This window comes from Bradyrhizobium sp. AZCC 1721, assembly GCF_036924715.1.
In the GTDB taxonomy this organism is placed as follows: domain Bacteria; phylum Pseudomonadota; class Alphaproteobacteria; order Rhizobiales; family Xanthobacteraceae; genus Bradyrhizobium.
The window spans coordinates 135,507-155,555 of record NZ_JAZHSB010000001.1 but is presented as its reverse complement, the minus strand read 5'-3'; the positions used below and the strand labels follow the sequence as shown (position 1 = coordinate 155,555).

Sequence of the window (20,049 nt, the reverse complement as noted above, 5' to 3'; positions counted from 1 at the left end):
GCGCTCTAAGCGAGGTTAGAACGCGCACGTCGCACGCGCACGTACAGCGCACCCTCGCCGCCATGGCCGATATGGGCTTCCTCGAAGCCGACTACCAGCGCGCGGAATTCCGGTAGTCCGAGCCATTGCGGCACCTGACGGCGCAGCACGCCGCGCTCGGACTCAGCACCCATCTTGCCCTTGCCGGTGATGACAAGCACGAAGCTCAGCCCGTCATGATGGGCGCGCTGCAGGAAACCTAACAGCGCGCGATGCGCGCGCGTCTGCGTCATGCCATGCAGGTCGAGCCTTGCATCGATCTCCTTGCGACCACGCGACAGATGCGATCGCTCGCGACGGCCGATCGGCGCCAGCGGCGGCGGTTCCGGCTTTGAAGGCGCAACCATTCGCGCCGGCGCAACGTGCCTCGGTGAAGCGGCGGCTTTCGGAGCCATCTTGTGCTCGGCTTCCGCCGGAGCAGCCGACGGCTTCGAGGCGCGGTGCCGCTTGCGCAGCGGCTTGACCTGCTTGGCGACGCTCTCCCACAGCGCGCGCTCTTCTTCGCTCAGGCCGCGCTTGCGGCGCGGCGGCTCCGGCAATTCGGGAATCAAACTCGACGACCGGCGTTTCATCGACGATAGCGATATCGGCGCATGTGACGCGGCTGCGGCTTTGCCGAAACCGCTTCAACCTTCGGCCGCGGTTCTGGAAGCGGTATTGGCTCTGCTACGGCGGCCTGGACGGCCGGGGCCGACGAGGGCCTGGTTGCAGACGATGTCGTCACCTGCATCGCGGGCTTGGCGTTGGTCGCCGCCGTTACATCGGACGGCTTTCCGGCATTCTTCGGATCCTTGGACGGATCCTTCGATGGATCGGTTTGCGGGAACAGTTTTGCGATCGTCTCCGATGGCCGCTCGTCGGGCACCGGCATCTTGCGGCCACGCGCCACCGGATCAAGGCTCTTCGGCACCAGGATCACGAAGCGGGCACTGTGGCGGAGGCGGCCGGACACCTTGCCGGCGTCGAGGCCGGCGCCGAAGTAGAGATCGGCGCGCGCGGGGCCGACGATGGCGGAGCCGGTGTCCTGCGCAATCATCAGGCGGCGAAACGGTGTCTTCGATCGCTCCGATTCGATCGGCAGTTCGCCTTCGATGAAGAACGGCGTGCCATAGACATGCAGTGATTTGTCGACCGCGATCGACCGGCCCGGCGTCAACGGCACACCCTGGGCACCAACCGCCTCGTCCTTGTCGGAAAGCTGCACCTCGCGGAAGAAGACGTAGGACTTGTTCTGCCGCCGCAGCTCGTCGGCCTCGTTAGGATTCTGTTCCATCCATTCCCGGATCTTCTGCATCGACATCTGATCCTTGGGGATGATGTTGCGTTCGATCAGGATGCGGCCGACCGGCGTATAGGGAAAACCATTATGCGCATCGTAATTGATGCGAACGGTCGAGCCGTCGTCGAGGCTGACCCGCGCCGAGCCCTGGATCTGCGAGAATAGCAGGTCGGTCTGGTCCTTCAGCCAACAGATTTCGAGGCCGCGGCCGGCGATTACGCCATCCTCGATCTCGGCGCGATCGTAATAGGGCACCAGCTTGCGGCGGCCGATCTTGCGGAACACCTGGCCCTTGTTGGGCAAGCCGGCCGAGCTCTGCGTGGTGCCCCGGACGAACAGGTTCGAGGGCCGGCGATAGACCGGTACCTTGTAGACCTCGTTCTCCGTCCGTGAGCCGTCGACGATGGGTTCGTAATAGCCGGTAACAAAACCCTCGCCTTCACCAAGCCGCGAAATGCGCAAGGGAAGAAAGTGCTCCTCGAAGAAGGCCCTCGCCTTCACGCCATCTGATAGTTCGAGACCCTTGGCGATACGGCAGGGATCGCGGAGCGACATACCGAGTGCCTTTGGATCGGCGGGCGGCTTTTGCTGCGCCGCTATCGGCCTGCAGCTCGTGCGAAATGCCTTGTAGGCGGCGAGATGATCGTCCTCGCGCCAGCCCGCGATCTCGGACCAGGCGACCGGCGCATACTGGCCGCCGCTAATTTGAAACGGGAATTCGAATAGTGGGTATGGCAGCTGCCGGACAGGCAGCGGATGCGAAGGCTTTTGCGCACGCGAATGGCGCACTGCCGCGGCATCCGATGGTGCGATCGAGCACGCCAAAGCGAGCACGCCCAGCGCAAGCCCCGCAAGGCTTCGCGTCTTAGCCCGCGCTTCCAGTGCCAACCAGCTTCCAGTTCGGATCGCGAGAGCTCGTGTCGCGGGCGAAAGTCCAGACATCGGTGATATCGGCGACCTTATCGGGGTTGCCATCGACAATGGCGCCGGTCTTGTCGCGTGTGACCGAAATCATCTGCGACACGAAGCGAACCGTCAGTTGCGCCGCGCGGTCGCGGGCTTCCGCATTCACCAGCTCGGCCTTGTCGATCGAAACAAACCGCGTTTCGGTTTTCTGCTCGTGCTTCTCGCGATCCTTGATTACGGCCTCGAAGCTCTCATAGACTTCGCTCGACAGGAGATCCTTCAGCGCCCGGCGGTCGCCATTGGCGAAGGCCAGCACGATCATCTCGTAGGCGCTGCGGGCGCCGGAGAGAAAGTGCCGCGGATCGAATGAGGAATCCTGGGCGGTGATGGCGTCGAGGCCTGCGGCGAGCGGCGTGCCCGGCTCGGCAATGCCTTTCCAGCGATCGGCCGGCGCAACATCGGCATTCGGCGCCAGCGGCGTCTGATCGATGACGGTACCCGGCATGGGAACGACGTTGTTGTCCTGCGTACGCTGCACGACGTTGGGAGCGGCGCGATCATAGGGCGGACGTTCGCTCCCGGTGCGCTGTCCGAGGACGCTGCGCAGGCGCAGGAAGATAAAGACCGCCAGCGCCAGGAAGATGATGGTATAAATATCCACGTCGTATTCGCTTTCTGGTTCCAGCGCCGGCAACGGGCCCGGCGGTCGAGCGTTCCCTGGTGAGAAGCTCTCTTACGAGATTTCCCTGAGAACGGCAGAGATTACATCATCGATCGAGACTGCAGCATGTAGGCATGAAACTGCGCCCGGCCAATGGCGCGTTTTGGCGCGGGCTAATTGTAGCGCGTTTTGGCGGCGAGGGGAAACCCGATCATGGCCGGAAATCACGCACATTCAATTATTTACGGTACATTTTGCGCGGCTGGCGGGGCGGTATTAGGCATATCCGCCATAATTGACGGCCGGGCTGGTCTGCCCGCGAGCCGTCGTCCTTGTGGAATGAGCCGCGGCTATGATAGCCACTCGCCCGGAAAACGCATTCTCAGACGAACCCGGGCCGCGCTCGCGAGCGCTTCAGGAGAGATTTCATGACCAACGGCAACGGCGCGCCTCCCGAACAGGCCCCTCCCCAGCTCAACGTGCTGGCCCAGTACACCAAGGACCTGTCGTTCGAGAATCCGAACGCGCCCTCCTCGCTGGCGCCGCAACAGCAGCAGCCGGCGATCAACATCCAGATCAACGTTTCGGCGAACAATCTCGCGCAAAACGAGTTCGAAGTGACGCTCTCGATCGAGGGCAAGGCAGAAAATGCCAGCAAAGTGATGTTCAGTTTCGAACTCGCCTATGCGGGCGTGTTCCGCATCGTCAACGTGCCGCAGGAACAGCTTCATCCGCTGGTCATGATCGAATGCCCGCGGCTGTTGTTCCCGTTCGCGCGCGAGATCATCGCAACCGCGGTGCGCGACGGCGGCTTCCCGCCTTTGATGCTCGATCCCGTCGATTTTGTCGGCCTGTACCGCCAGAACATGGAACGGCAGGCTGCGGCACAGGCCACCTCGGGCGCAAAGCCGAGCTAAAGGGCGAGCGGCGTCTTGTTTGCCGCTAGACCTGCCGGAAGAAAATCGTTCCAGATCGGCTTGTCGCCCAACGTGGCGATGAAGGCGCGATGGGCCTCGCGATCGGCCTCGGTGATTCGCGGCGCCAGCGGTATTTCGCGCTGCCGGCGTGGCGTATCACCAATTCCGCTGGCAACCGTGATGCGGGTTTCCGACGCCAGGATCAGTTGCGACTGCCGCGCGCCGATCAGGTCGATATAGACTTCGGCCAAGAGCTCGGCGTCGAGCAGCGCGCCATGCTTGGTGCGGCGGGAATTGTCGATCGCATAGCGCGAGCAGAGATCGTCCAGCCGGTTCGATACACCGGGATGCTTGCGGCGCGCCAACAGCAGCGTATCGACCAGCCGGTCGCGCAAGATCGGCTGCCGCTTGATGCGGACGAGCTCGGCATTGATGAAGCTGATGTCGAATGAGGCATTGTGGATGACGAGCGGTGCGTCGCCGATGAATTCCAGGAACTCCTCAACCACTTCGGTGAACAGCGGCTTGCTGGCGAGGAACTCGGTCGACAGGCCGTGCACGGCAAAGGCTTCCGCCGGCATGTCGCGCTCGGGATTGATGTAGCGGTGAAACGTCTGCCCCGTCGGCATGCGGTTGAAGATCTCGATGCAGCCGATTTCGACCAGCCGATCGCCGCGCAGCGGATCGAGGCCCGTGGTTTCGGTATCGAGAACGATTTCGCGCATGGATGTGAGAGACCGAAGTTTCGACGAATCAGGTCCGCCGCTGCGGCATCTTAACAACCTTGGCCAGAATGTCGCGGATCCGCGCGCGCACCGGGTCCAGCCCATGCGAGGTATCCACCACGAAATCCGCGCGCTTGCGCTTTTCGGCATCGGGCAATTGCCGCGCCAGAATGGCGTCGAGCGCCTCTGATGTCATGGTGCCGCGCGCCAAAATTCGTTCACGCTGGGTTTTCGGATCGGTCGTGACCACGACTACCGCATCGACGCGTTTCTCGCCGCCGGTTTCGAACAACAGCGGGATGTCCATCACGACAACCGGCGCGCCGGACCGCTCGGCCTCATCGAGGAATTTCTGGCGGGACGCGCCGAGCATTGGGTGAACGATCTGCTCGAGCTGCTTGATGGCAGCAGGGTCATGCACCACCTTGGCGGACAATTTGGCGCGATCGACCTTGCCGTCCACCGTCGTGCCGGGAAACGCGGCTTCGATCGCGGGCGCCGCCTCGCCTTCATAGATTTTGTGAACGGCTGCGTCGGCGTCGTAAACCGGCACGCCCGCCTCGGTGAACAGTTTTGCGGTGGTGGATTTCCCCATCCCGATCGAGCCGGTGAGTCCGAGAATCCGCATAGGGTTCGTCACTCTCATAGGGATATCAAATTCCCAACAGTCGTTCGCGGCGCAAGAATGCAAGCAGCGGCAACAACGGCAGGCCGAGAATCGTGAAGTGATCGCCTTCGAAGCGATCGAATAGATGTATGCCCAGTCCTTCGAGCTGATAGGCGCCAACGCTGGATGTCACGGCTTCGCCGGCCTCGTCCAGATACGCTCTGATCTCCGCCCCGCTTAGAGCGCGCATGGTCAGGCGCGCGACCGAAACATCGGAAAATACTAGCTTGCCGTCGCGGGCAACCGCAACGGCGGAGTGCAGCTCGTGCGTCTGGCCGGCAAGCAGGCGCAATTGCTCTGCGGCCTGTGCGCGGCTAGCCGGCTTGGTGAACAGCCGGCTTCCCAAAGCCAGCGTCTGATCGGCGCCGACGACATAACGGCCGGGATTTTTCGACGATACGAAACACGCCTTCTCGCGCGACAGGAGGCCGGCGATTTCACCAGGCGCGGAAAGGCCTGAATTCTCCTGCACGGATCGTTCGTCGATATCGGCAGGAACGGCGTCGAAGGAAATGCCGGCATTGGCAAGCAGCATTTGCCGCGCGCGGCTTTGAGAGGCGAGAATCAGCTGGTGTTGTCCACGCCAAATGGTCATCTTGGCTGCGTCATTCCGGAAGCCGCTGCCGCTGGCGATCGGTGAACAATTTTAGCACCGCCGCCGCGGTTTCCTCGATCGAACGCCGTGTCACGTCGAGCTGCGCCCAACTGAATCTGGCGCTCAGTTTTCGGGCATAGGCTACTTCATCGGCCACTGCCTGACGATCGATGTAATCATCATTGGGGGTATCGGCGCCCATGCTCAGCAAGCGATTTTGCCGGACCTGGATCAGCCGCTCCGGCGTCGCATGAAGGCTGACGACCAGCGGCTTTTTCAGTGCCTCCAGTTGGTGCGGCAGCGGAATGCCAGGGACCAGCGGCACGTTCGCTGTACGGACGCCGCGGTTGGCGAGATAGATCGAAGTCGGCGTCTTCGAGGTGCGGGATACGCCGACGAGAACGACATCCGCCTCTTCCAGGCCTTCGACGTGCTGTCCGTCGTCATGCATCATGGTGTAGTTCAGGGCGTCGATGCGCTTGAAATATTCCGCGTTCAGAACGTGCTGGGCGCCTACCCTGCCCGTCGTCGCCGCGCCCAGATAGGCTTCGAACAACTGCATCACCGGACCAATGATGGAGAGGCTCGGTATGTTGATATCCCTGCACTTGGCTTCCAGCCGGGCGACTAGGTCCTTTTCGAGCAATGTGAAGAGCACGATGCCCGGTGCCTCCTCGATTTCGTCGAGCACGCGGTCGAGCTGCTTCTGGCTGCGCACCAGCGGATAGACATGCTCGACCGCCGTCACGTTGGCGTATTGCGCGGCGACCGCGCGCGCCACCGTGATCAGCGTCTCGCCGGTCGAGTCCGAGACCAGATGAAGATGAAAATAGTTGCCGGTCGTGGGCACCAGAACCCCTGTGTATTCCTGTGAATCCTGTGGAGCTTAACCGAGATATCGGGCCCTGGATCGTCGCCTTCGGGAAAACCCTTGGTTTCTTCACAGGGCCTCACGCGAGGACAAGTCCAACGCCTCGCGGCAATGATAGTGAGAAGATGTGGATTTGTCTCTTCATAAGCTGACCACAAAACATCGCAAGCGATTGATGCACGTGGTGTTATCAGGACGATCCGGTGTTTGGCCAGAATTGGTGATGGATGTGAACAAGCCTCGCAAAGAGGCTGGACGATTTTGTATGAGTCCAAATCACCGTCACTTAGACTCAAACCTAAGATTCTAAAATTATTAGTTTAGGGAAGCGGTGCTTTGCGGATATGTCTTGCGTCCCACGCTTGCGGAGCTTCTTCGCAACGCTTCAGAAGATCGGAACGTTCCGGAGATCAGGGCGGCTGCAATGTACGAGTGGATCACGATCACGGCCTACCCGTGGATCAAGGCGCTGCATGTGATTGCCGTCATCTCGTGGATGGCCGGCATGCTCTATCTGCCGCGGCTGTTCGTCTATCATTGCGAAACCGAGGTCGGATCGAAGCAATCCGAAACCTTCAAAGTGATGGAGTGGCGCCTGCTGAAGGTGATCATCAACCCCGCGATGATCGTCACGTGGCTGGCCGGCATCTATATGGCCTGGAGCGGACATTGGTACACTTCCGGCTGGTTTCACGCCAAACTGACGCTGGTGCTCATCCTGTCGGGTGTCCACGGCTTTTTTTCTCGCTGGGTTAAGGATTTTGCTGCCGACCGGAATACCAGAAGCCAGAAATTCTTTCGTATTATCAATGAGGTACCAACCGTCCTGATGATCTTTATCGTCATCCTGGTGATCGTGAAGCCGTTCTAGGGCGCCCTTTTCGTGGGTCGGTCGGTTTTTCACCTGCTTGCGAAGCGGCGGCCGATTTTCTATATTATCGAAATCCCACCCCACGCAGGCGGATGTGGCTGCGTTCCGGCTCCTTCATTGGACCGGCCGCCGCATCAGGTTTGAAGCCTCACCGGCGCTTTCCTTGCTTAGACCTGCGGACCTTCCATTTTTCGTGTCCGGCTTTCCCCAAAGCCAGCTTCGCATCCTTCTTAAAAGACACTCCACAGGACCACCCCAATGCGGGAAATGAAACTCCAAGACCTCAAATCGAAAACGCCGGCCGAGCTCGTTACGTTCGCCGAAGAGAGCGGGGTCGAGAACGCCAGCACCATGCGCAAGCAGGAGCTGATGTTCGCCATTCTCAAGCAACTCGCGATCCAGGAAATCGACATTATCGGCGAAGGCGTCGTCGAGGTTCTCTCCGACGGCTTCGGCTTTCTGCGCTCGCCCGACGCCAACTACCTGCCCGGCCCCGACGATATCTACGTCTCGCCCTCGCAGATCCGCCGCTTCGGACTCCGCACCGGCGACACCATCGAAGGCCACATCCGCAGCCCGAAAGAAGGCGAACGCTATTTCGCGCTGCTGAAAGTCAACACGCTCAATTTCGAAGATCCGGAAAAGTCCAAGCACAAGGTCAATTTCGATAATTTGACGCCGCTGTTTCCGGATCAGCGCTTTCGTCTCGAGCTCGAAGACCCGACGCGAAAAGACCTCTCTGCACGGGTGATCGATATCGTCGCCCCGATCGGCAAGGGCCAGCGCGCGCTGATCGTGGCGCCGCCGCGCACCGGCAAAACCGTGCTGATGCAGAACATTGCGCACTCGATCACGGCCAATCATCCGGAGTGCTATCTGATCGTGCTTCTGATCGACGAGCGTCCGGAAGAAGTCACGGACATGCAGCGATCGGTGAAGGGCGAGGTGGTGTCTTCGACGTTCGACGAACCGGCGGTGCGTCACGTTCAGGTCGCCGAAATGGTGATCGAGAAAGCCAAGCGCCTGGTCGAGCACGGCCGCGACGTCGTGATCCTGCTCGACTCGATCACGCGTCTTGGCCGCGCCTACAACACCGTGGTGCCGTCATCCGGCAAGGTGTTGACCGGCGGTGTCGACGCCAACGCGCTGCAGCGGCCGAAACGATTCTTCGGCGCCGCGCGCAACATCGAGGAGGGCGGTTCGCTGACGATCATCGCCACCGCGCTGGTCGATACCGGCAGCCGCATGGACGAAGTCATCTTCGAAGAGTTCAAGGGCACCGGTAACTCCGAACTGATCCTCGACCGCAAGGTCTCGGACAAGCGGACCTTCCCGGCGATCGACATCTCGCGCTCCGGCACCCGCAAGGAAGAGCTGATCACCGATCCGCAGCTTCTGAAGAAGATGTACGTGCTGCGCCGGATCCTCAATCCGATGGGCACCATGGACGCAATCGACTTCTTGCTCGACAAGCTCCGCAACACCAAGAACAATTCCGAGTTCTTCGACTCGATGAATACCTGAGCCGCCAAGCCAGGCTTAGGGGAGGGCGTCTCGCACCGCGGGGCGCCCCCTTTTTCATGCTGCGGTCATCGCTGCGGCACCGATGCAGCATCGGAAAACTGGCGCTATTGATTGGTTAACCAAATAAGCCATTGAATTTCATATGGTTTATTTCGAACTGAGATCAGGGCAGGGGCGCCTCTTCCAGTTTTGCAGCATAGCTGCTGCACCTTTGCTGCAATAAGGTCAGCGGACGTCGGCCTGCGTTCTCAGCCGCCGAATCGAATCGCGTTGCCTTTTCAGGACCTCCCGCACAAATAGGCTATGCATCCGCGGGACCAAACCATTTTTGCGCTATCGTCGGGCCGGCCACCGAGCGCGATTGCCTTGGTGCGCGTCTCGGGTCCGCAGGCCGGGAAGCTCGTGACGGCGCTGGCTGGTAAATTGCCGTCGCCGCGAATGGCCACGCGGGCGCTCCTCCATGATGTCGGCCAGCGGCCGATCGATGATGCCGTGGTGTTGTGGTTTCCGGGTCCGGCCAGCGCGACCGGGGAAGACGTCGCGGAATTTCACGTCCATGGCGGGCGCGCGGTGCTGGACGCGTTGTTCGCGGCGCTTTCTGCGTTTGAAAATGTGCGTCCGGCCGAGCCCGGCGAATTTACCCGGCGCGGCTTCGAGAACGGCAAGCTCGACCTCACCGAAGCCGAAGGACTCGACGATCTCATCCATGCTGATACCGATCGGCAGCGGCGCCAGGCGCTGCGCCAATTGAAGGGGCTGCTTGGCGACCGAGCTCGCGACTGGCGTGCGCGGATCATCGAAGCGTCGGCCCTGATCGAGGCTGGGATCGATTTTTCGGATGAGGGCGACGTGCCTGCCGAATTGATCGCGCCGGCGTTGGCGAAAGTCGAAGTGCTGTTGGCTGAGATCGAGGAAGTCCTGGCGGAGCAGGGGCGGAGTGAGCGGCTTCGCGATGGCCTCGTCGTCGCGATCGCCGGACCGCCGAATGTCGGCAAGTCGACGCTGATGAACCAGCTGGCGCGCCGCGAGGTCGCGATCGTCTCGCCGCACGCCGGCACCACGCGTGATATTATTGAGGTGCAGCTCGATCTCGACGGCTATCCAGTGACCGTGATCGATACCGCTGGGATTCGTGAGACGGACGATCCAGTCGAGCAGGAGGGCGTCCGTCGCGCTAGGTCCCGGGCCGCGGATGCGGATCTCGTGCTGTGGCTCTCCGACTCGCCAGACGCAGCGATCGACCACGATTGGGATGCGCCGGTTTGGAGCGTGCGAAACAAGATCGATCTCGAACAGATAGGTCGGCCATTGGCCGATGCGTCAGGGCAGGGCGGTTTTCAGATCTCGGCGAGCCGAGGCGATGGCTTGCCCGAGCTGATCGCGGCCCTGGTTGGTTTCACGCAGAATTACTTTGGCGGAAGCGAGGGTGGCCTGATCGGCCGAACCCGGCAGCGCCTACTCTTGCAGGAGACCGCGGCCTCGTTGCGGCGCTGTGTTCAGGTAGTCGGGCGGGGCGAGGAGCTGGCGGCGGAAGAATTGCGCATGGCAGCCCATTCGCTGGGGCGGCTCTTGGGGCGCGTGGATGTCGAGGACATTCTGGACGTTATCTTCCGGGAGTTCTGTGTGGGTAAGTGAGCCTTCCCTACCATCCCGTTTCACGTGAAACAGATCCGTGAGCCCTGGAATGTTTCACGTGAAACACCGGACCCCTCAAATTCCCGTCCAACAATTCTTCCTTCCGCGTTCTCCAACTCCGCGATAGAAGTCGCGGCATGATTTTCCAAGCAGACGCCTTCGACGTCATTGTTATTGGTGGCGGCCACGCCGGTTGTGAGGCCGCGAGCGCGGCTGCGCGGATGGGTGCGAAGACGGCCTTGGTGACCCATCGGTTTGCGACCATCGGGGCAATGTCCTGCAATCCCGCTATCGGCGGTCTCGGCAAAGGTCATCTGGTCCGCGAAGTCGATGCTCTCGATGGCCTGATGGGCCGGGTGGCCGACGCCGGCGGTATACAGTTTCGGGTGTTGAACCGCCGCAAGGGTCCGGCCGTCCGCGGACCGCGCGCCCAGGCAGATCGCAAGCTTTATGCTGCGGCCATGCAGACGGCGATCCAGGAGACAGCCAATCTCAGCGTGATCGAAGGTGAAGCGGACGAACTGATCGTCTCGAACGGCCGGGTCGCTGGAGTTCGCTTGGTCGAGGGAAGGCAGCTTTCGGCGGGCGCCGTGGTCGTCACGACGGGGACCTTTTTGCGCGGGCTGATCCATCTCGGTGAGAAGAACTGGCCCGCGGGCCGGGTCGGGGAGGCGCCTGCGATGGGGCTGTCGGCCTCGTTCGAGCGCGCCGGCTTTACGCTTGGACGGCTGAAGACCGGCACGCCGCCGCGGCTCGATGGCACGACCATCGACTGGGCCGCCGTTGAAATGCAGCCCGGCGACGATCCGCCTGAGCCGTTCTCGGTCATGACCGATCGGATCTCGACGCCGCAGATTCAATGCGGGATCACCCGGACGACCCCGGCGACCCACGAGGTGATCAGGGCCAATGTGCATCGTTCCCCGATGTATTCCGGGCAGATCAAGAGCAGCGGCCCACGCTATTGTCCCTCGATCGAGGACAAGATTGTCCGATTCGGCGATCGTGATGGCCACCAGATCTTCCTGGAGCCGGAGGGGCTCGACGACTCCACCGTCTACCCCAACGGCATCTCGACCTCGCTGCCGGAGGAAGTTCAGCTCGCGATCCTCGCGACCATCCCCGGGCTCGAACGGGTGAAGATGGTTCGGCCGGGCTATGCCATCGAATACGATCACGTCGATCCGCGCGAACTGGAGCCGACCCTGCAGACCAAGCGCCTGCCGGGTCTCTTCCTGGCCGGGCAGATCAACGGCACGACGGGATATGAAGAGGCGGCGGCCCAGGGAATCGTTGCCGGTCTGAACGCTGCATTGATGGCGGGTGACGCCGATCCGATCGTGCTCGATCGCGCTGACGGTTATCTTGGGGTGATGATCGACGACCTCGTGACCCGCGGCATCACCGAACCATATCGGATGTTCACCTCGCGGGCCGAGTACCGCCTGACGCTCCGAGCCGACAACGCCGACCAGCGTCTGACCGACAAAGGCATTGCCTTGGGCTGCGTAGGACAGGTGCGCTCGCAGCGGCATCGCGGCAAGATGGCCGCGTTGGAGTCCGCGAAGTCGCTCGCCAAGTCGCTGGCGATCACCCCCAGCGAAGCTGCGAAGCATGGCCTGGCATTGAACCGGGACGGCCATCGGCGCTCGGCGTTTGAATTGCTTGCTTACCCGGAGATTGAGTGGACTGCCCTGCGCAGCATTTGGCCGGAGCTCTTGGCCATCGATCCGTCGATCGCCGTGCATCTCGAGATCGACGCCAAATACGATGTCTATCTCAAGCGCCAGACCGCCGACGTCGATGCCTTTCGGCGCGATGAGGGTTTGGTCCTGACCGATATCGACTATGCCGACGTGCCCGGACTTTCCAACGAAGCGCGCGCCAAGCTTGAAGCGGCGCGGCCTCGAACGGTGGGGCAGGCGGGTCGGCTCGACGGTCTGACGCCCGCGGCGCTTGGCATCTTAGCCGCCTACCTGCGCCGAGAAGCGCGGCGCAAGAACGCGAAGGCGACCGCTTAAGAATCTGTTTCACGTGAAACAAGAATGTAGGATGGAAACGTTGCGATACCCATCGCCTGGCGCTCCGGCGATTGATGGGTGTCGCTCCGCTTTCACCCATCCTACCCATGCTGCGCTCAGTGAGACCACTATGGCGAAGGCCGCCGCTCCCAGCCTCTCCCCAGTCCTGCCCTCAGACAAGGCCGCCGCTCTGGCCCTCACCCCCGTTTCACGTGAAACGGAGGCACGGCTGAATCACTATGTCGATCTCCTCATCGAATGGCAGACCAAAACGAATCTCGTGGCGCCGTCGACGCTTTCGAATCTGTGGACTCGCCACATCTCCGATTCGCTGCAACTCCTCGACTTGGCGCCGTCCGCAAAGACCTGGGTCGATCTCGGCAGCGGTGGGGGCTTCCCCGGCGTGGCGCTCGCTTGCGTATTGGCGGAGACGCCGGGCGCCAACGTCCATTTGGTCGAGCGCAACGCCAAAAAGGCAGCCTTTTTGCGCGAGGCGGTCCGCGTGACATCTGCGGCTGCGATCGTGCATTTGGCAGGAATCGGGGATATTGTGGATAGAATCGGTGACCGCGTCGATTGCGTCACCGCGCGGGCGCTGGCTCCATTACATCAGCTTGTCGGCTTCGCGGAGCCGTTTGTGAGAGAAGGCGCAAAAGCTTTGTTTCTCAAGGGTCAAGATGTAGAGGCTGAATTGACCGAGGCCACCAAATATTGGAATATTGAACCGCGACTCCATTCCAGCCGAACGGGCGGGCACGGCTGGATCGTCGAACTCGATCGGATCGAGCGGCGCAACCCCTCCGCGATCACACATGGCGATCGGGCATGACCGAATTAGATGAATTATATCAAGAGGATAGGGAGCCAACTCCGCCGCCTCATCCACGCATCCTGTCGCTCGCCAACCAAAAGGGAGGCGTCGGTAAGACTACCACAGCGATCAATCTTGGCACCGCGCTCGCGGCGATTGGCGAGCGCGTGCTGATCGTCGATCTCGATCCGCAGGGCAACGCTTCGACAGGCCTTGGCATCGATCGCCGCAACCGCAACTGCTCGACCTACGACGTGCTGATCGGTGAAGCGCCGCTGCGCGACGCGGTGGTTGCCACCGCGGTGCCGCGGCTGCACATCGCGTCCTCGACGATGGATCTGTCGGGCCTCGAGCTCGAACTCGGCACGACGCCGGGCCGCGCGTTCCGCCTGCGCGATGCGATCGCGGCGTTGAACAAGAACGCGGCGCCCGACACCGACTACACCTATGTGCTGATCGATTGTCCGCCGTCGCTCAATCTTCTCACCGTCAACGCGATGGCAGCGTCGGACGCGATCCTGGTGCCATTGCAGTGCGAGTTTTTCGCGCTCGAAGGTCTGTCGCAATTGCTGCAGACGGTGGAGCAGGTGCGCTCGACGCTCAATCCGAACCTGTCGATCCACGGCATCGTGCTGACGATGTTCGACTCGCGCAACAACCTGTCGAATCAGGTGGTCGCCGACGTCAGGCAATTCATGGGCTCCAAGGTCTACGACACCATGATCCCGCGCAACGTCCGCATCTCCGAGGCGCCGTCCTACGGCAAGCCGGTGCTGGTCTACGATCTCAAATGCGTTGGCAGCGAAGCGTATCTGAAGCTTGCGACGGAAGTGATCCAGCGCGAGCGCGAGCTGCGGACGCATTAGAGGGAATGTAGGATGGGTTGAGCGCAGCGATACCCATCAAGGCGCGCGATGAAGGAGATGGGTTTCGCTTCGCTCTACCCATCCTACGCGCGCCGTCGCGAAAGCTGGTGGGCACGCGTCGCTTTGCCCACCCTACTGGCAATCGAATTCTGTAGTGGAGTAGCCAAGTGAATCCTAGGGAGTTGGCGGCGATGGCCGACGAAACGCGTTCGCGACTGGGTCGTGGTCTCGCAAGTCTGATCGGGGACGTCGGCGGCGAGGCCGCGCATGTCGAACGGCCGCGCAACCAGCGCAAGGTACCGATCGAATTTTTAAAACCAAATCCCCGCAACCCGCGCCGGACATTTTCCGATGCCGAACTGGGCGAGCTCGCCTCCTCCGTCAAGCAGCACGGCGTGATCCAGCCGATCGTGGTGCGGCCGGTGAAAGGCGCGCAAGACCGCTATGAGATCATCGCTGGCGAACGGCGCTGGCGGGCGGCGCAGCTCGCCAGCTTGCACGAGGTGCCGATCGTTCCCATCGATGTCAGCGACAGCGACGCACTCGAGATCATGATCATCGAGAACGTGCAGCGCGAAGACCTCAACGCGATGGAAGAGGCGCAAGGTTATCACGCGCTGGCCGACGAATTCAAACGAAGCCAGGAAGACATCGCCAAGGAAGTCGGCAAGAGCCGCAGCCACGTTGCCAACATGATGCGGCTGACAAAGCTGCCGGCGGAGGTGCAGGCCCTTATCGCGAGCGGTGAATTGTCGGCGGGACACGCCCGCGCGCTGATCAGCGTGCCCGATCCGCTGGCGGCCGCCAAGCGCATCGTCGCCGAAGGCCTCAACGTCCGTCAGACCGAGGCGCTTGCCCACGAAGAGGGCGTGCCAGAGCGCAAGCCGCAGAAGGCGCGCAGCGGTGGCGGCAAGACAAAGGATCCCGACACCATCGCGCTGGAGAAACGCGTCAGCGACGCGCTCGGCCTCAAAGTGACCGTCAACCACCGCGATCCCGGCGGCACCGTCCAGATCAGTTACCGTAACCTCGAACAACTCGACGAAGTGATGCGAAGGCTGGAGAAGGGGAGTTGAGATATCTCCGTCGTCCCGGGCAAGCCAACGGGTCGCGCGAACGCGCGCCCGATGACAGGCTCCGCGCGACCCGGGACCCATACGCCGCGGCGGAATTTATTAGGCGAACTGCTCGACGGCCTTCCTAGTCAACAAGATCCTGTGGTTATGGGTCCCTGCTTTCCGCAGGGACGACGCCGAGATTATCGCCTGATGGCTCACCCCCGCCGCTTGGCATTCGCCGCAATCGACAGCAGCGTGCGCAGCGCGATGGCTGACGCGAGCGAAGCCTGCTTGCGCATGTCGAGGGCGGCGGTTCCGAGCTGATCGATGATGGTGGCCAGCCGCGGCGCGCTGAAATTGCGCAGCGCGATTTCGACGGCGCCCTTTCGCGAGAAGTGCAGACGCGGATAGCCGCCCTCGAGCAAGGTGGAGACGGGCGTTCCGTCAGCAACCGCAAGCGCCGATTTGTGCAGCCAGGCAGCCTGACGCTGGGCGGCCGAAATGATGACGCCGGGATAGGTGCCGGCGACCATCGCCTTGGCGAATTCGCTTTCGACCAGGTCAGGTTTGCCGGCGAACGCGCCATCGACGATCGGGTCGAGCTTTAGCTCGGACGCATCGGAGACGACGGTCATGACGTCGTCGAGCGCAATCTCGCCCCTGCCGTGGGAATAGAGAGCAAGCTTGCGGAGCTCGTTGCGCGAGGCCTGGCGGTCGCCGCCGAGCAGCGACATCAGCACGGCGCGGGCATCGGAGGCGATGCGCAAATTGGAAGTCCGTAGTTCCTCCTCGATCAATCGAGCAAGGTCGCGCTCGGTGTCGGGATAGCAGGCGATGGCGACTGCGCTCTTGGCGCGCTCGCAGGCCTTGCGCAGCGGCGATTCCGGTCGCAACTCGCCGGCCTCGATCACGATGCGGCAATCCTTGATCGGCGAATCAGCCAGCGTATCGACGCCGCTGGCAAAACTGCGGGAGCCGGCGCGCACACGAATGGCACGCCGGCCGCCGAACATCGGGATCGTCATGGCCTCATCGACCAGTCGCGATGGCTCGGCCGCCAGCTCGTCGCCGTCGAGCCGCACCAGCGAAAAGGGATCATTGGGATCGTCGACTGCCGATGCAATCAGCGCGTCGGCGCGCTCGCGCACGAGACCGGCGTCAGGACCGTACAGCAGGATGATAGGGCGGCCGGCATCAGGCCGGGCGAGAAAAGCGTCGATGTCTTTTCCGCGGAGCGCGACCACGACGGACCTTCATTCGTCATTTCCGGGATGCGGGCGAAGGCCTTAGACCCGGAATCTGGAGATTGTCGGAACGAGATTCCGGGTTCGCGCTTCGCGCGCCCCCGGAATGACGATCGTTGTCAGGTGCCGGCGTAGAAGTAGGACGCGAGCCGAGTCTGGATGTTTTCCGCGATCTCGTTGGCGGCGCGGTCCTCGGCGTCGCGGAAGGCGCGGGCGCGGGCGAAGCGCTGCAACTGGCCGGGGACGTCATAGGACACGCGGGAGAACGTCGTGCCCGTCATGACCGACTTGTTGGTGGCGAGGTCGATGAGATTGTATTGCGCGTCGATGCCGTAGTTTTCGCTCGACGGCAGGGCGGTGGCCGGATCGAGAATCAGCGAAGAGCGGGTGGTGTTGAACCGCAGCACCAGCCGATGGGTCGGCGGCATGCCGGTGGCGTTGCCGTAGAGCTTGAACGCCAGCGCGTTGCGGATCTCGACCTGAATTCGGGCTTCCCGCGAGGCGTTGTTCTTGTCGACCGGCGGGATTTCCACGCCCATCAGCTTTTCGCGCAAGCCGGGCTTGCCGTCCGTGCGTTCGGCATACATCGGCTGGAAACAGCCCGCTGTGAGCGCCGCCAGAGCGGCGACGGCGATGAGCCGAACGGCGATCCGGGTCCTAGCCAACGACATTCACGATCCTCATGGGAACTACGATTACCTTGCGGACGGTCTTGCCGCCGAGGGCGAGTTTTACCGCATCGAGCGCCAAAACGGCAGCCTCAATTTCCGGATTTTGGGCGACCCGTGGCACGGTAACATCACCCCGCTTCTTGCCATTGACCTGGACCACCAGCGTCACAGTGTCTTCAACCAGCAGATCGCGTTCGATTTGGGGCCAGTTGGCCTCCGAAATCAGCCCGGACTGCCCCAGAACCTGCCAGCACTCCTCGGCCAGATGCGGCATCATCGGGGAGAACAATTGAACCAGGATGATTGCCGCCTCCCGGACGGACCAGGCCAGATCCGGCGCCGGCTTCTCCTCACGGCCCAGCACCTCGGCCAGCGCATTGGTGAATTCCCGGATATGAGCAAGGCAGACATTGAAATGCAGCCGCTCGATCCCGGACGACACCTTGTCCAGCGCGCCATGGGCGGCCTTGCGCAAGGCAAGCGCATCCGCCCCGAACGAGGCCGGACGGTCGGCCGGGGCCACCTTGGCGATTTCGGCGGACTCGTTGACCAGCCGCCACAGCCGCTGCACGAAGCGTGATGCACCCTGCACGCGCTCGTCGCTCCAGATCACGTCGCGATCCGGGGGCGAGTCCGACAGCATGAACCAGCGCGCCACGTCGGCGCCATAGGTCGCGATGATGTCGTCGGGATCGACGGTGTTCTTCTTCGACTTCGACATCTTTTCGATCGCGCCGATCGTGACCTCTTCGCCGCTGTCGAGCAGCGTGGCCCGGCGGCCATTGCCGCCGGTCTCGACCTTCACCTCGGCTGGCGTCACATAGGAGCCGTCGGCTTTCTGGTAGGTCTCGTGCACCACCATGCCTTGCGTGAACATGCCGGCGAACGGCTCATCCATGCCGATGTGGCCGGTCGCTTTCATCGCGCGGGTGAAGAAGCGGCTATAGAGCAGATGCAGGATCGCGTGCTCGACGCCGCCGATATACTGGTCGACCGGCATCATCCGGTTGGCGACATCGGGCGTGGTCGGCGCCTTCTCGTTCCAGGGATCGGTGAAGCGCGCAAAATACCAGGACGAATCCACGAAGGTGTCCATGGTGTCGGTTTCACGCTGCGCCTTGCCGCCGCATTTGGGGCAGGTGACGTGCTTCCAGGTCGGGTGATGGTCGAGCGCGTTGCCGGGCTTGTCGAAGGTAGCGTCCTCCGGCAGCGTCACCGGAAGCTGATCGTCCGGCACCGGCACCACGTCGCATTTCGGGCAGTGGATCACCGGGATCGGGCAGCCCCAATAACGCTGCCGCGAAATGCCCCAGTCGCGCAGTCGGAAATTCACCTTGCGTTCGCCGACCGGCGCATTGCCGCGAACTTCTGCTTCGAGCCGCTTCGCCACCTCTTCCTTCGCCTGCTCGATGGTCATCCTATCGAGGAAGCGAGAATTGATCATGCGGCCCTCGCCGTCATAGGCGGTATCGGTGATAACAAAGGTTTTCGGGTCCTGGCCTTCGGGACAGACCACCGGTGTGTTGCCGAGCCCGTATTTGTTGACGAAATCGAGGTCGCGCTGGTCATGCGCCGGGCAGCCGAAGATCGCGCCCGTGCCGTATTCCATCAGCACGAAGTTGGCGACGTAAACCGGCAGCTTCCAGTTCGGATCGAACGGATGGACCGCGCGGATGCCGGTGTCAAAACCCTGCTTCTCAGCGGTATCGATGATTTCCTGCGCGGTGCCGATCCGTTTGACCTCGGCAATGAATTCCGCAAGCTTCGGGTTCTTCGCAGCCGCAGCCTGCGCCAGCGGATGGTCCGCTGCAATCGCCATGAATTTTGCGCCGAACAGCGTGTCATGTCGCGTGGTGAAGACTTTCAGCTCGGATTCGCCCGTCGGCGTTGTGGCCGGATCGAGCGCGAAACGCACCAGCATGCCTTCGCTGCGGCCGATCCAATTGCGCTGCATCAGCCGGACCTTGTCCGGCCAGCGATCCAGCCCATCCAGCGCGTCCAGCAGTTCCTGCGAGTACTTCGTGATCTTGAAGACCCACTGGTTCATCTCGCGCTGCTCGACGACGGCGCCGGAGCGCCAGCCGCGGCCGTCGATCACCTGCTCGTTGGCGAGGACGGTCATGTCGACCGGATCCCAGTTGATCTTGCGCTTCTCGCGTTCGGCCAGTCCCGCGCGCAGAAAGTCCAAGAACATCTTCTGCTGATGCTTGTAATAGGCGGGATCGCAGGTCGCGAACTCGCGCGACCAGTCGAGCGACAGCCCGATCGACCGCAACTGCTTTTTCATCGCGGCGATATTGTCGTAGGTCCAGGCCTTGGGCGCGACCTTGCGCTCGATCGCGGCATTCTCGGCCGGCAGCCCGAAGGCGTCCCAGCCCATCGGGTGCAGCACGTTGAAACCCTTGGCGCGCATGAAGCGGGCCAGCACGTCGCCCAGCGTGTAGTTCCGGACATGCCCGATATGGATGCGCCCGGACGGGTAGGGGAACATCTCGAGCACGTAGTATTTCGGCCGCGGATCGTCGTTTTTCGAGGCGAAGATCGCCTTTTCGTCCCACTGGCGTTGCCAGCGCGGCTCGGAATCACGGGCGTTGTAACGTTCGGAAGTCATGGAATCGCAGGCTTTTTGTGGATTCGGGTCCCATCCAGAGGACGGCGGACTAGGCCATAAAAGCGGCTGCGGGGTCA

At 62.2% G+C, this 20,049-nt stretch carries 18 protein-coding genes; 8 read left to right on the top strand and 10 right to left on the bottom strand.

The genetic code is table 11. The annotated features are described in order from the left end of the window. Positions 1 to 5 precede the first annotated feature (5 nt). From V1273_RS00735 to V1273_RS00725, 3 genes are read right to left on the bottom strand one after another with little or no spacing between them, the layout of a single operon-like run. The gene (locus tag V1273_RS00735; protein ID WP_334408413.1) at positions 6 to 611 is read right to left on the bottom strand and encodes a Smr/MutS family protein; all 606 of its coding nucleotides are present in this window, start codon (positions 609 to 611) and stop codon (positions 6 to 8) included. Next, entirely contained in the window at positions 608 to 2,206 is a 1,599-nt protein-coding gene (locus V1273_RS00730) for an MltA domain-containing protein (protein WP_334408412.1), read from the bottom strand. Before V1273_RS00730 ends, V1273_RS00735 begins: the two co-directional genes overlap by 4 nt. Then, complete coding sequence (locus tag V1273_RS00725) at positions 2,184 to 2,885, bottom strand: Tim44/TimA family putative adaptor protein (protein WP_334408410.1); 702 nt, start codon at positions 2,883 to 2,885, stop codon at positions 2,184 to 2,186. Before V1273_RS00725 ends, V1273_RS00730 begins: the two co-directional genes overlap by 23 nt. A gap of 428 nt (positions 2,886 to 3,313) precedes the next feature. Here V1273_RS00725 and secB point away from each other — a divergent pair, with 428 nt between their 5' ends. Next, complete coding sequence (secB, locus tag V1273_RS00720; protein ID WP_334365781.1) at positions 3,314 to 3,802, top strand: protein-export chaperone SecB; 489 nt, start codon at positions 3,314 to 3,316, stop codon at positions 3,800 to 3,802. Here secB and dnaQ read toward each other — a convergent pair. The 4 genes from dnaQ to V1273_RS00700 are packed head-to-tail and all read right to left on the bottom strand — an operon-like array spanning position 3,799 to position 6,639. Continuing rightward, positions 3,799 to 4,632, bottom strand: a complete 834-nt coding sequence (dnaQ, locus tag V1273_RS00715; protein WP_334408408.1) for a DNA polymerase III subunit epsilon — start codon at positions 4,630 to 4,632, stop codon at positions 3,799 to 3,801. The two genes, secB and dnaQ, sit on opposite strands and share 4 nt — an antisense overlap. Then, positions 4,556 to 5,155 carry a dephospho-CoA kinase gene (gene coaE / locus V1273_RS00710; protein WP_334408406.1) on the bottom strand — a complete coding sequence of 200 codons (600 nt, stop codon included), beginning with the start codon at positions 5,153 to 5,155 and terminating at the stop codon, positions 4,556 to 4,558. The genes dnaQ and coaE overlap by 77 nt, the downstream gene beginning before the upstream one ends. Positions 5,156 to 5,180: 25 nt before the next feature. After that, complete coding sequence (locus V1273_RS00705) at positions 5,181 to 5,789, bottom strand: Maf family protein (RefSeq protein WP_334379685.1); 609 nt, start codon at positions 5,787 to 5,789, stop codon at positions 5,181 to 5,183. A 10-nt stretch (positions 5,790 to 5,799) separates the two neighbouring features. Beyond that, positions 5,800 to 6,639, bottom strand: coding sequence for a pyruvate, water dikinase regulatory protein (locus tag V1273_RS00700; protein WP_334365778.1), 840 nt, complete (start codon positions 6,637 to 6,639; stop codon positions 5,800 to 5,802). Between the two features lie 445 nt (positions 6,640 to 7,084). On the opposite strand from V1273_RS00700, the gene hemJ reads away from it, so the two are divergent. The 7 genes from hemJ (at position 7,085) to V1273_RS00665 (ending at position 15,464) form a co-directional block, all read left to right on the top strand. Continuing rightward, the gene (gene hemJ, locus V1273_RS00695; protein WP_334365777.1) at positions 7,085 to 7,531 is read left to right on the top strand and encodes a protoporphyrinogen oxidase HemJ; all 447 of its coding nucleotides are present in this window, start codon (positions 7,085 to 7,087) and stop codon (positions 7,529 to 7,531) included. Between the two features lie 258 nt (positions 7,532 to 7,789). Beyond that, positions 7,790 to 9,055, top strand: coding sequence for a transcription termination factor Rho (rho, locus tag V1273_RS00690; RefSeq protein WP_057834504.1), 1,266 nt, complete (start codon positions 7,790 to 7,792; stop codon positions 9,053 to 9,055). A 303-nt stretch (positions 9,056 to 9,358) separates the two neighbouring features. After that, the gene (gene mnmE, locus V1273_RS00685) at positions 9,359 to 10,690 is read left to right on the top strand and encodes a tRNA uridine-5-carboxymethylaminomethyl(34) synthesis GTPase MnmE (RefSeq protein WP_334408405.1); all 1,332 of its coding nucleotides are present in this window, start codon (positions 9,359 to 9,361) and stop codon (positions 10,688 to 10,690) included. Positions 10,691 to 10,827: 137 nt separating this feature from the next. After that, complete coding sequence (mnmG, locus tag V1273_RS00680; RefSeq protein WP_334408403.1) at positions 10,828 to 12,711, top strand: tRNA uridine-5-carboxymethylaminomethyl(34) synthesis enzyme MnmG; 1,884 nt, start codon at positions 10,828 to 10,830, stop codon at positions 12,709 to 12,711. 130 nt (positions 12,712 to 12,841) lie between these two features. Continuing rightward, the gene (gene rsmG / locus V1273_RS00675; RefSeq protein ID WP_334408402.1) at positions 12,842 to 13,540 is read left to right on the top strand and encodes a 16S rRNA (guanine(527)-N(7))-methyltransferase RsmG; all 699 of its coding nucleotides are present in this window, start codon (positions 12,842 to 12,844) and stop codon (positions 13,538 to 13,540) included. Further along, positions 13,537 to 14,388, top strand: coding sequence for a ParA family protein (locus V1273_RS00670; protein WP_334408401.1), 852 nt, complete (start codon positions 13,537 to 13,539; stop codon positions 14,386 to 14,388). Before rsmG ends, V1273_RS00670 begins: the two co-directional genes overlap by 4 nt. 191 nt (positions 14,389 to 14,579) lie before the next feature. Beyond that, positions 14,580 to 15,464 carry a ParB/RepB/Spo0J family partition protein gene (locus V1273_RS00665; protein WP_334365772.1) on the top strand — a complete coding sequence of 295 codons (885 nt, stop codon included), beginning with the start codon at positions 14,580 to 14,582 and terminating at the stop codon, positions 15,462 to 15,464. Positions 15,465 to 15,661: 197 nt separating this feature from the next. Here V1273_RS00665 and holA read toward each other — a convergent pair whose 3' ends face one another. The 3 genes from holA to leuS all read right to left on the bottom strand — a co-directional run bounded on the left by holA (position 15,662) and on the right by leuS (position 19,972). Further along, positions 15,662 to 16,690 (bottom strand): DNA polymerase III subunit delta, encoded by a 1,029-nt coding sequence (gene holA, locus V1273_RS00660; protein WP_334408400.1) that lies wholly within the window; start codon positions 16,688 to 16,690, stop codon positions 15,662 to 15,664. 119 nt (positions 16,691 to 16,809) lie between these two features. Then, positions 16,810 to 17,361, bottom strand: a complete 552-nt coding sequence (lptE, locus tag V1273_RS00655) for an LPS assembly lipoprotein LptE (protein WP_213286618.1) — start codon at positions 17,359 to 17,361, stop codon at positions 16,810 to 16,812. Then, positions 17,348 to 19,972, bottom strand: coding sequence for a leucine--tRNA ligase (gene leuS, locus V1273_RS00650; protein WP_334408398.1), 2,625 nt, complete (start codon positions 19,970 to 19,972; stop codon positions 17,348 to 17,350). Before leuS ends, lptE begins: the two co-directional genes overlap by 14 nt. Positions 19,973 to 20,049: the final 77 nt, after the last annotated feature.